This window comes from Leptospira montravelensis, assembly GCF_004770045.1.
GTDB lineage: Bacteria > Spirochaetota > Leptospiria > Leptospirales > Leptospiraceae > Leptospira_A > Leptospira_A montravelensis.
In genome coordinates this window covers 649,180-661,980 of record NZ_RQFO01000016.1, presented here as the reverse complement: position 1 = coordinate 661,980, position 12,801 = coordinate 649,180, and the positions used below count along the sequence as shown (strand labels likewise).

Below are 12,801 nucleotides of genomic sequence, written 5' to 3'. Positions count from 1 at the left end.
ATGAGCGACCGTGGTTACTACGAAGTATTAGGCGTTTCGAAAGGTGCCTCTGATGATGAGATCAAGAGCGCCTATCGTAAGTTAGCCATTAAATATCACCCTGACAAAAATAAGGGTGATAAAGAAGCGGAAGAAAAATTCAAAGAGGCTACAGAAGCCTATGAAGTGTTACGTGACGCGCAAAAACGTGCAGCTTATGACCAATTTGGTAAAGCAGGCGTAAACGCCGGAGCTGGTGGAGGATATGGAACAGGGGCTTATACAGACTTCTCTGATATCTTTGGCGACTTCGGTGATATCTTCAGTGAATTTTTCGGAGGCGGAGGTGGTGGCGGTAGCCGCGGTGGTGGAAGAAGGTCCGGTCCTCAAAGGGGATCGGATCTCCGTTATAATTTAGAAGTTAGTTTAGAAGATGCCGCACTTGGAAAAGAATATAAAATAGAAATTCCAAGACTCGAAACCTGTGTGGATTGTTCAGGTTCAGGAGCATCAAAAGGATCTTCTCCTACAGTTTGTCCTGATTGTTCGGGAACAGGCCAAGTAAGAAGAACCCAAGGATTTTTTAGTGTAACAACCACTTGCCCTCGTTGTAAAGGAAAAGGAAAAGTCATTTCCAATCCTTGTAAAACTTGTAAGGGCGAGGGCCTAACAGAGAAAAGACGAACCATTCATATTAAAATCCCAGCTGGTGTTGAATCGGGAAGCCGACTTAAAGTTTCTGGGGAAGGGGAGTCTGGACCAAATGGTGGCCCAAGTGGTGATTTGTATGTAGTCACTCATATCAAAAAACACCCGACCTTTGAACGCCAAGGAAACGATTTGATCGTTCAAAAAACAATTTCATTGTCCATGGCTTGCCTTGGTGGTGAGATTGAAGTGCCTTCGATTGACGGAAAGACCATCAACTTGAAAATTCCGGAAGGGACAGAGAGTGGACAAATCTTCCGATTGAAAGGACACGGAATCCCATACCTTGGTTCATACGGCAAAGGGGACCAACACGTAATCATTAAAGTTGAAATTCCTAAGAAACTTTCTAAAAAACAGAGAGAACTGATGGAAGAATTTGCCCGTGAGTCCGGCGAAAAGGTCGGCAGTGGCGGAAAATCTAAGTTGTTTTTCCGCTGAACTTTTGGAGTATTGAGAGCATCTATGGATAAAAAAGTCCGACTCGGAGTCATTGGTACTGGCCATATGGGTCAATACCACGTAAACGTTGCTAAACAGCTTTCTGATGCTGAACTCATCGGAATCTTTGATGCCAACTTGGAACGTGCAAATCAAATTGCTGAAAAACACAAAACAAAAGCATTCCCAACAATAGAAGAATTGTTAGCGGAAACCGATGCTTTGATCATTGCAGCACCGACGTTCCTACATCACAAAATCGCTAAACAAGCGTTAACTGCAAAGAAACATGTATTGGTTGAAAAACCAATTTCACAAACTGTAGAAGAAGCCAAGGAACTTGTAAACTTAGCAAAACAAAACAATTTGATTTTGCAAGTAGGACATGTGGAAAGGTTCAACGGAGCAGTTTTAGAACTTGGAAAAATTGCCGAACACCCACTTCTTATTGAATCCAGAAGGATTGCACCTTACAACAGTCGTATCACTGACGTTGGTGTGGTTTTGGATATGATGATCCACGACATTGACATTGTTTTAAATTTGGTTAAGTCAGAAGTGACAGAAGTGAAAGCAGTTGGATCTTCAGTTGTATCGAATCACGAAGACATTGCTAGTGTGGTTTTAACTTTTGCGAATGGATGTGTTGCATCTCTCAATGCTTCTCGCGCTTCCCAAGCAAAAATTAGAACTCTGAATATTTCTCAAAAAGATTCATACGTATTTTTAGATTTTACAAACCAAGAAATTGAGTTACATAGACAAGCAAGTTCAACCACTCAACTCGGAAGTGGTGAAATCAAATACCGCCAAGAATCTATTGTGGAAAAAATCTTTGTTCACAAAGACAATCCACTCAAACAGGAACATGAACACTTTGTAAAATGTATCAAAGGAGAATCCGAACCTATGGTGAAGGGTGATTCAGATATTAAAACATTAGAAGTGGCTTACAAAATCCTGGAAGAAATTCACGGCAAAAAATAATGACAAATAATCCTGATTCAACTCGCGGAAAGTTACTGATTTCCAATTCTAGTGTGATTCAGGATTTTTTTCACAAATCCGTTGTCCTCATGGTAGATCATGACGACGACGGAGCGTTTGGTCTGGTTTTAAACAAACCTACTGACCAAACTATGGAATCGCTAATCAAAAATCTTCCTGATACTGTTTATTCCAACAAACAAGTGTTTTCTGGTGGGCCAGTGGACAATATGTTCGTATCAATCCTTCATAACGGAAAACAAACAGAAGATCCAGGCGTTGAGATTGTTCCTGGAATTTATATGGCAAGAAGTTTTGATACTATGATCGAGGTTCTTTCCTCAGATCAAATTCAGTTTCGAGTATTGCAAGGATATGCTGGTTGGTCATCCGGCCAATTAGAGAGTGAATTTGAAAGATTATCTTGGGTAGTTTCGGACCAAGTTGATGAATCTATCATTTTTCGAGAAGATGATCCTGAAGTAGTTTGGCGCGAAGCCCTACGTAGTAAAGGTGGGATCTATAAATACTTTGTTGACCATACTAAAGATCCATCTCTCAATTGATCCACTTATTGACTCCGTGTTATGAAACTTTCGTCGAAAAAGATTGTACTTTGTTCAGGATCTTCTCTTTTGGGAAAAGAACTTTTGCCACTTCTTCTAAAAGAAGGTGCATTAGTTGTTGTTGGTGATCCAAATCCGGAAGAAATTCCCAATCACCCCAATCTTCAAAAATATAAAATAGATACAACCAAACCCGAACAAATGGAACGGTTGATTGAATCGGCCATCGAAATATTAGATAAAATTGACGTTTTTATTTTAAACTCAGAACAAATCACTTATGCGGAAGACGAAAAAGAAGATTGGAACAGATTAAAAATCCTTTTTAACGCAAACACGTTAGCTCCCATCCACACCATACAACGATTAACCAATTTAATTTCTGTGGGGCTTCATATCATCGTTGTTAGTTCCGATTTAACAAAAATTCCAACACCAGGATTTGGACTTTATGGTTCTTCTAAATCTGCTTTGGATTATTATTGGGATTCCTTCCGTGGACAAATGGGAAGAGAGTTTCGGTTCTCCCGAATCATTGCTTTGGAACCAAAACTTTCCAATCCAAACCGATTGGCAAAACAAGTGTTTCGATCAGTCCTTCGCCCGAAAAAACGTAGATATGAACATTTTTACCAATGGGGAAATCGAATTTTATTAAAATTTTTGCCATTTTTACATTTTTTCCGAAGTTTAGCCTACGGATTTCGACTCAAACAGGAGAAAAAACGAAAAATTGCGCCCTCTGATTTGGCTGCGACCTCCGAAAATTAGTCATTTCGTACCCTTTGTATACATCACATCCTTCAATTCTTTCCTAGTGCTTACTTTTTAAACAGATTCAATCCTCCGTTTAACGGACTTATGTCGGATGGGGAAGAAATCCATCCTTTCTGGTCATTTCATCCATTTGGTACAAATATTGCTAACTAAGTAAGCAGAGGGTACCCCCATGTTTATCGCCGACTATAGTGCCAAAAATATATATGATGAGATGTTTTCCAGCGAAGGTTTTCCTCGCAAAAGTTACGACTTCGTAAAAACAAAAATGGAGAGTTTGGGTGGGATCGAACTCGTAAAACGCAGTAGCTCGGCGGAAAGGGCCTTAATGTCACTAGGGATCACCTTTACTCTGTATGGTGATGGTGGGGAACAAGAAAGGATCATGCCTTTTGATGTCATCCCTCGTATTGTTCCAAGTGAAGAATGGATCAATATGGAAAAAGGACTGAAACAAAGAATCCAAGCTCTCAATTTATTTTTAACAGATATTTACGGTGAAGGAAAAATTTTAAAAGATAAAATCATTCCTCGGGAATTGATTGAATCCAGTTCTGGATACCTCAAACAATGTATCGGAATCAAACCTCCAAAAGACATTTGGATTCATATTACAGGAACGGACTTAGTGCGTGATGGTGCAGGCGCCTTCCATGTGTTAGAAGATAACTTACGTTGTCCATCGGGTGTTTCTTATGTATTAGAAAATCGGGAAGTAATGAAACGAACCTTTCCCGAACTTTTTGAAAAATTAAACATTCGTCAAGTTTATGATTACCCTTACCACCTTAGATCCATGTTAGAAAATCTAACCGATGTCGTTGATCCAGTGATTGCTGTTTGGACTCCTGGTGTCTTTAACTCAGCGTATTATGAACATAGTTTTTTAGCACAAAAGATGGGTGTATACCTTGTGGAAGGATCTGATCTCATTGTTGAAAATCACAAAGTTTATATGAAAACAACTAAAGGTCTTCGTAAGGTAGATGTGATTTATCGTAGAATTGACGATACCTTTATGGACCAATCCACTTTCAGACCAGACTCTTTACTTGGTGTGAAAGGAATTTTTGAAGCATTCAAAAGAGGGAACGTAGCTCTCGCCAATGCTCCAGGAACGGGTGTTGCTGATGATAAAGTAATTTATTCTTATGTTCCAAAGATCATTAAATATTACTTAGGTGAAGAACCGATCATTCCAAATGTTCCAACTTACCTTTGTTCTGAAACAGCTGACTTAAAATTTGTTTTGGATAACATTCATAATTTAGTAGTAAAAGCGGCCAACGGAGCTGGTGGTTACGGAATGATTATCGGTCCAAAGGCAAGCAAACAAGAACAAGAAGATTTTAAGGAACTGATCAAAGCGGATCCAAGAAATTACATTGCTCAACCAGTATTAAATCTTTCTACAGTTCCTACACTCATTGCAGATAAAATTGAATCAAGGCACGTTGATTTAAGACCGTTCATTTTGTACGGAAAAGATATTTATGTAATGCCGGGTGGGCTCACTCGTGTGGCGCTTCGTAAAGGATCACTTGTGGTCAATTCATCCCAGGGAGGCGGTTCAAAAGACACCTGGGTTTTAGGATAAGGTGTTATATGTTAAGCCGAGTTGCCGAATCAGTTTTTTGGATGAATCGATACATCGAGAGGGCAGAAAATTACTCGAGGTTTATTGATGTCAATCATCAGTTATCTTTAGACTTACATGAAGAGGTTCCCAATCAGTGGTTACCACTTGTGCATACAACAGGTGACATTGAGTTATTTGAAAAAAGATACTCTAGTCCCAGTCCAGTCAATATCATAAGGTTTATGACCTTTGATGAAGAGAATCCGAATTCCATTTTTCAATGTTTGTCTAGAGCTCGTGAGAATGCACGAACCATTCGTGAAAACATTTCTACTTCTATGTGGGAAGTGTTAAATGAGTTTTATCTCTTTGTAAAAGACTATCGTAAAGTGTATATGGAAAGTTCTGAAATTCATGGTGATACACTTTCCATGGGACTTTCCGACTTTCTAAGCACCGTTCGAAAAAGTTGCCAAAGTTTTTATGGATGTTCGGATGCTACCATTTCTCATGATGAAGTTTGGAACTTTTCTTTGCTTGGAAGGTTCTTAGAACGAGCAGACAAAACCACAAGAATTCTAGATATGAAGTACTTTATCTTACTTCCGTCTGTTCATGATGTGGGTTCTACTTTGGATTTATTACAATGGTTATCACTTTTAAAATCAGCTTCTGCACATGAGATGTACAATCAAAAATACAAACGTGTTGATCCAACGGATATTGCTGAGTTTTTGATTTTGAATGAAACTTTTCCTAGATCCATTTTTTTCTGCATCCAAGAGATGCAAGAGGCTCTGGATAAAATTTCTGGAATTAAAGAAGGATTGCCAAGGAACTTAGCGCAAGATGCGACGACAGTTTATTTGAATCGTTTGCGTTCAGAAAATATCAAATCCATTTTTGATAAAGGTCTACATGAATACTTAGATGATATTCAAATTGAGCTGAATCATATAGGTTCCAAAATTGTGGAACGATTTTTTACAAACTAACTATGAGTATACGAGTTGCCCTTTCCCATATCACAACCTACCAGTATGATAAGTCGATTAAACTGTCTCCTCATGTGATTCGGCTGAGACCAGCACCGCATACTAAAAATCATATAGTTTCATATTCACTCAATATCTTACCGGAACAAAAATTTCTCAACTGGCAACAAGATCCATTTGGAAATTATCTAGCAAGGTTGGTATTTCCTGAAAAAACGAATATCTTACAAGTAGCTGTTGATTTAGTCACCGATTTAAAAGTAATCAATCCATTTGATTTTTTTGTAGAAGAGTATGCGGAAAACTTTCCTTTCACATACGATAAAGTATTAAAAAAGGAACTCGCACCTTATCTTAAGGTTAAAAAACCGGGGAAGTTACTTGCTCCTTATCTTAAAACAATCGATAAAACTTCAAAAAGAATCGTTGAATTCTTAGTAACCTTAAACGCAAAAATATACTCTGACATTGGTTATGTGATCCGGATGGAAACGGGAATCCAAACGCCTGAGTTAACACTATCTTCAAGAATGGGTTCTTGTCGTGACTCCGCTTATTTACTCGTTCAAATTCTTCGGAATATGGGCCTTGCTGCTAGATTTGTTTCTGGTTATTTGATCCAATTAAAAGCAGATGTAAAATCTCTGGATGGGCCTTCGGGAGCGGAATCTGATTTTACTGATTTACATGCTTGGGCAGAAGTCTATGTTCCCGGTGCGGGATGGGTAGGCCTTGATCCTACTTCGGGTTTATTTACTGGTGAAGGTCATATTCCTTTGGCTGCAACACCAGAACCGGAATCAGCAGGACCTATATTTGGTTTTGCGGAAAAAGCCAAAGCCGAGTTTTCCTTTCATATGGGTGTGGAACGAGTTTTAGAAACTCCACGAGTCACCTTACCTTATCAAGGCGAAGATTGGGATCGGATCATTCGATTGGGTGATTCCATTGATAAACGAATTAGAAAAAATGATATCAGACTTACGATTGGTGGAGAACCAACATTTGTTTCCACTGAAAATCGGGAAGCACCAGAATGGAATTATGATGCATTAGGTTTTGAAAAATATTCTAAATCAGAACAACTCATCAAACGACTGGGAAAACATTTTGCACCAGGTGGACTTTTGCAATATGGCCAAGGGAAATGGTATCCAGGCGAACCACTTCCTCGTTGGGCGATGATTTCTTATTGGAGAAAAGACGGAGAACCAATTTGGAACCATCCTTATTTACTAGCAGACGAACGTTATACGGGATCGGCAACCACAGAAGATGCAAGAAGATTCATTAGTGTTCTTGGTGAGTATCTTCGAGTTCCAACCACTTCAATTCATACGGCTTACGAAGATAATTTATACTATCTGTGGCAGGAAGCAAATTTACCGGCTGAAACTGAATCTATATTAGATGATTTGAATACTTACGATGAAATGGAACGAAAAAGAATCCTGAAAGTAGTTGATTCTGGATTACATCGTGAAGTTGGATACACTCTACCTTTAGATTATGATGTATTGAATCAAAGTTGGACATCGGATGAATGGATTTTCCGACGTGGGAAAATGTATTTAATCCCAGGAGATTCACCAATCGGTTTGAGATTACCTTTGCATTCGTTAAGTGGAAAACAATCGTTTACTTCTCCTGAGGATCCTGCAGCGCCTAAACCTGACCTTCCAAAAGCAAAAGAATTAGGTCAATCACCGTTTTTTACTACTACTGCAAGTTATAAGATTGCTGAAGAAAGGACACGTACTGCTCTATGTGTCGAACCCCGAAATGGGAACATTCGTGTTTTTTTACCACCGATCAAATCATTGGAAGGTTGGCTCAGGCTTATCTATGCAATCGAACAAACGGCTTTAGAGACAGATATACCGATTGTTTTAGAAGGTTATGAGGCTCCTCATGATCCTAGACTCAATCGTTTTAAAATCACTCCGGATCCTGGAGTGATTGAGGTAAACTTCCATCCATCTTCATCCTTTGGAGAAATTGTAGAAAAAACACAAATTCTATATGAAGAAGCCACACAACTGCGACTGACTGCAGAAAAATTTTTGATCGATGGTCGCCATTCGGGAACAGGTGGTGGAAATCATATCACACTTGGTGGTGCATCTGTTGGTGATAGTCCTTTTTTAAGAAAACCATCGCTTTTGCGAAGTTTGGTGGCTTATTGGCAAAATCATCCCGGTTTATCTTATTTATTTTCTGGAATGTTCATCGGTCCTACTTCACAATCTCCAAGGATTGATGAAGCAAGAAATGATTCTTTACATGAATTAAAAATCGCCTTCCAACAAATTGATTCGAGTCGACACACACCTCCTTGGATGTTGGATCGAGTGTTAAGAAATATCTTAATTGATATTACAGGAAATACTCACCGAACAGAAATTTCTATCGATAAACTCTTTGATCCCGGATCACCTACCGGACGTTTGGGGCTAATCGAAATGCGTGCCTTCGAAATGCCACCTCATTACCAAATGAGTGTCATCCAACAAGCGTTTATGATGGCTATCATTTGTAAGTTTTGGGAAGATCCGTATTTCGGAAATCCTATCAATTGGAATACTGAATTACATGATCGATTTATGTTACCCTACTTTGTGTATCGTGATTTTAAAGAAGTGATCCAAGATTTACAAAATAGTGGTTTTGGATTTTTATCAAAAGACTTTGATCCATTTTTTGAATTTCGATTCCCTCAATATGGAATTTGTTATTTGGATGGAATGGAAATTGAATTGCGAATGGCACTTGAACCTTGGAACGTACTCGGTGAAGAGAACACAGCACAAGGAACTTCACGAGGTGTGGATTCCGCAACAGAACGAGTTCAAGTTAAGGTTAAAGGATTTCATCCAGAGAGATACCGATTGAGTTGTAATGGGTACGAAGTTCCGCTACAACCTACTTTCGTTCAAAACGAATTTGTTGCCGGTGTCAGGTTTAAGGCTTGGTCTCCTGTTTTTACTTTACATCCACAAATACCTGCACAACAATCTTTAGTGTTTGATGTTTATGATACTTGGAATCATAGAGCACTTGGAGGATGTACTTACCATGTTTCTCATCCAGGTGGACTTTCTTACCAAACCATTCCTATCAATGGGTATGAGGCTGAATCGAGACGGATTTCGCGTTTTTGGACACATGGTCATAAAATCGGAAAAAGTTTACCACCAATCAAATTGGAAAATAAAGCCTTCCCATCAACATTGGATCTTAGGATGGTAACATTCAAGTAGATGATGACTCAAGATCCTTATCATTTAATCGGAAATTATAAAACGATACCTGGAGTTTATGATGAACTCTATGATGCGGAAGGCCAAATCCGAAATAAATATAAGTTCTTAGTCAAATCATTTCAAGAATTAGGACCTGCAGAACTTGTCAATCGCAGGCGTGATACAGATCGAATTCTTAGAGAAAATGGTGTTACTTATAATTTATACCAATCGGATTCACCTGAAGCAAAAGAAAGGCCTTGGGATTTGGATTTATTTCCTTTGGTTATGGAAAGTGAAGAGTGGAGAGTTTTAGAAAGAGGTTTAAACCAAAGAGCCGATTTGTTAGACGCCCTTGTCAGAGATGTTTATTCCAAAAGACGCCTGTTATACGAAAAAAAAATTCCTCCTGAAATTCTTTTAAATGAAACTTCTTTTTTACGTGCATGTGATGGAATGTATGATTCCAATCATTTCCTAACTAAAAATCCTGCTCTATTATTTTTTGTTTGTGATTTGATTCGCGCTGCTGATGGAAATTTTTATGTTTTAAATGACCGAGTCCAAGCTCCTTCGGGTTCTGGATATTCATTAGAAAATCGCATTGTTTTATCTCGTATTTTTCCAAGTATGTACCGCGATGCCATGGTGCATCGAGTTGCGGTTTATTTCAGATCTCTGCGTAAATCATTAACTCAACTAGCGGGTGTTAGTGGTCGTGAGCCAGTAATTGTTCTTTTGACACCTGGGCCATCTAATGAAACCTATTTTGAACATGCCTATCTTGCTGGTTATTTGGGTTATACACTGGTTCAAGGTGAAGATCTAACTGTTAGAAAAAACAAAGTTTATATGAAAACCGTAGAGGGTTTACAACAGATCGATTTGATTTTACGTCGTGTTGATGATGATTTTATGGATCCATTGGAATTGAGAGGAGATTCCCTTTTAGGAGTTCCTGGACTTTTAGAATCAGTGCGTTCAGGAAATGTAAAAATCGCAAATCCCATAGGAACTGGATTTTTAGAGAACCGTGCCTTATTACCATTTTATTCTGATTTATGCCGATTTTATTTAGGGGAAGATTTAATCCTTCCGATGGCTCCTACCTATTGGATGGGAACAAAAGAACATTTTTATTTGGTCTTACAAAATCCTGAAAAGTATGTTTTTAAAACTGTTTCTCGCACAGATGAAGAAAAACCTGTTACCTTTATCGAACTGAGTGGGGATAGAAAAGATTCATTTTTACAAAAACTAAAATCATTCCCAAATCGATTTATCGCACAAGAAATGATCGCATCAGCCACCGTACCAGTATTAGGTGAACATGGCTTTAGACCTGGACGTGCCATAATGAGAACCTTTGTTTCTTCTTCTGGGTCTGGTTATCAGACTATGGCTGGTGGTTTAGTGAGAGTATCTCCTTCCTTGGATGATTTTTTCATTACGAGTCAAAGAGGAGCTTGGAGTAAAGACCTTTGGGTACTCGCAACAGAAACACAAAAAGAAGAATCATTACTTGTAACAAAATCAGACCAAGTGATGATTTCCAGAAAAAGTTCTGGAGTTCCTAGTCGTGTAGCTGACAACCTTTTTTGGTTGGCAAGGTATTTGGAACGATCCGAAAACCAAACTAGGGTTATACGAGAAGCAGTTTTTAAAATTTTACAAGTTGAAGATGGTTACGAAAGAGAATCTTTAGAAAACGCATTAAAACTAGTAACTCATGTAACTAATAGTTATCCAGGATTTCTTGGTGATGATGCAGGAGAATTATTCCTAAATCCGTTTTCAGAATTACAGCGATTGACTTCGGATCGTGGAGTTGTTGGAAGTTTGGCCTTCCATTTACGAAGTTTGGTGATTGCATCGAAGTCTGTAAGAGATCGCCTTTCCGATGATATGAAAAAAATTCTCCTTCATTTGGAAGATCAGTCTCAACATGAAATTGAATCTTACGATCAAATCATCGATTTTTTACAAAAGATTGTTTTGAACTTATCCTCGCTGACTGGGTTATCTTTCGAAAATATGAGTCGGGAAGCAGGTTGGTATTTCTTAAACCTTGGTCGCCGGATTGAAAGATCTATCAATATGATCTTGATGTTACAAGGTATGATTCGTTGGGATAGTTTTAGGGACAAAGCATCTTTTGAAACTTTTTTAAGAATTAACGATATTCGCTTAACTTACAATAGACGATATAGCGGAAAAATTGACCAAGAGTCTGTTTTGGATATTTTACTATTTGATACAACAAATCCAAGGTCATTTGCTTATCAGTTAGAACAAATCAATTCAGATATTAAGTTTTTACCTGGAAAAAATGAAAAGGTTGTGTATTCAGAAGACCGAGCGGCCTTACAACTCTATACTCATTTTAAAATGAAAGATATATCCATATTTTTTGAATCGGAAAATCCGTTGGAATCAGTTTCTATTTGGTTGGAAGAATTACACAACCATCTGAAAAATTTATCTGACGCATTGGCATCACGTTACTTTAACTACACCGAAGAACAAACAAGGATCGGTGATGGTAATGGCTGATTTTAAAGTAATTCATAAAACTAAATACAGTTACGACGATACAGTTGCTTATTGCCATAATATGGCACATATGTACCCTTTGACTTCGCCACACCAAGATTGTTTTAGAACGCATGTGACTGTAAATCCCAAACCGGTTGTTTCCTCGTTTCGCAGAGATTATTTTGGAAACCAAGTATTTCTTTTTTCAGTCGAAGACCCTCATCGTTTTTTAGAGGTTGTCGTTGAATCAACAGTGCGAACACACCAATCCTCCGGAATTGATTTGTATAAATCGACTCCTTGGGAAAATATTTATTCGCTCATCCATGAATCAACTTTAGATGCTGATATTTTATCCATTGAATACATCCAACCTTCTTCTTTTATCGCAGCAAAAGAAAGTTATTCTGAATTCGCTCGAATGTTTTTTACAGAAGGGCAACCTGTATTTGCAGCTGCATTGGAGATGACAACATATATCTACCAAACATTTCAATATGATCCAAAAGCTACAAGTATCAACACTCCCATTGACCAAGTTTTAAATGAAAGAAAAGGTGTGTGTCAGGATTTTTCGCATTTAATGATTGCCGCCTTACGTTCATTAAAGATTCCGACTCGTTATGTGAGTGGATATTTAGAGACACTTCCTCCTCCCGGTGCGCAAAAATTACAAGGTAGCGATGCAACACATGCGTGGGTTTCTGTATATTGCCCTACCTTTGGTTGGTTGGACTTTGATCCAACTAATGGTAAAATTATAACGGAAGAATATATCATCACAGCTGTCGGTCGTGATTATGCGGACGTATCACCATTGAAGGGAATTTTATTTGGTGGTGGAAAACATAAGTTGAAAGTAGAAGTCGATGTAATTCGAGAACAAATTTGAATGTTCTAAATTCGCTAATATATTATCACTAAAGATTTGGGATTAAATATTATTAAGTTTCACTAGCCAGAAAAACAAGTTGTGATATTCTATCATAAAG

Annotated in this window: 9 protein-coding genes; all 9 read left to right on the top strand. The window is 38.2% G+C overall.

The features are described from left to right. The 9 genes from dnaJ (at window position 1) to EHQ31_RS13385 (ending at window position 12,701) form a co-directional block, all read left to right on the top strand. Window positions 1–1,128, top strand: a complete 1,128-nt coding sequence (dnaJ, locus tag EHQ31_RS13425; RefSeq protein WP_135572888.1) for a molecular chaperone DnaJ — start codon at window positions 1–3, stop codon at window positions 1,126–1,128. A gap of 24 nt (window positions 1,129–1,152) precedes the next feature. After that, complete coding sequence (locus EHQ31_RS13420; RefSeq protein ID WP_135572890.1) at window positions 1,153–2,115, top strand: Gfo/Idh/MocA family protein; 963 nt, start codon at window positions 1,153–1,155, stop codon at window positions 2,113–2,115. Next, a complete protein-coding gene (locus EHQ31_RS13415; RefSeq protein WP_135572892.1) occupies window positions 2,115–2,681 on the top strand; it encodes a YqgE/AlgH family protein in 567 nt (188 codons plus the stop codon). The genes EHQ31_RS13420 and EHQ31_RS13415 overlap by 1 nt, the downstream gene beginning before the upstream one ends. Window positions 2,682–2,702: 21 nt before the next feature. After that, complete coding sequence (locus EHQ31_RS13410) at window positions 2,703–3,452, top strand: SDR family NAD(P)-dependent oxidoreductase (RefSeq protein ID WP_135572894.1); 750 nt, start codon at window positions 2,703–2,705, stop codon at window positions 3,450–3,452. Window positions 3,453–3,630: 178 nt separating this feature from the next. Then, window positions 3,631–5,055, top strand: coding sequence for a circularly permuted type 2 ATP-grasp protein (locus EHQ31_RS13405; protein ID WP_135572896.1), 1,425 nt, complete (start codon window positions 3,631–3,633; stop codon window positions 5,053–5,055). A gap of 8 nt (window positions 5,056–5,063) precedes the next feature. Further along, window positions 5,064–6,032 carry an alpha-E domain-containing protein gene (locus EHQ31_RS13400; protein ID WP_135572898.1) on the top strand — a complete coding sequence of 323 codons (969 nt, stop codon included), beginning with the start codon at window positions 5,064–5,066 and terminating at the stop codon, window positions 6,030–6,032. 2 nt (window positions 6,033–6,034) lie between these two features. Then, window positions 6,035–9,292 (top strand): transglutaminase family protein, encoded by a 3,258-nt coding sequence (locus EHQ31_RS13395; RefSeq protein ID WP_135572900.1) that lies wholly within the window; start codon window positions 6,035–6,037, stop codon window positions 9,290–9,292. Next, entirely contained in the window at window positions 9,293–11,827 is a 2,535-nt protein-coding gene (locus tag EHQ31_RS13390) for a circularly permuted type 2 ATP-grasp protein (protein ID WP_135572902.1), read from the top strand. Further along, window positions 11,820–12,701 carry a transglutaminase family protein gene (locus EHQ31_RS13385; protein ID WP_135572904.1) on the top strand — a complete coding sequence of 294 codons (882 nt, stop codon included), beginning with the start codon at window positions 11,820–11,822 and terminating at the stop codon, window positions 12,699–12,701. Before EHQ31_RS13390 ends, EHQ31_RS13385 begins: the two co-directional genes overlap by 8 nt. The last annotated feature ends 100 nt before the right edge of the window (window positions 12,702–12,801 follow it).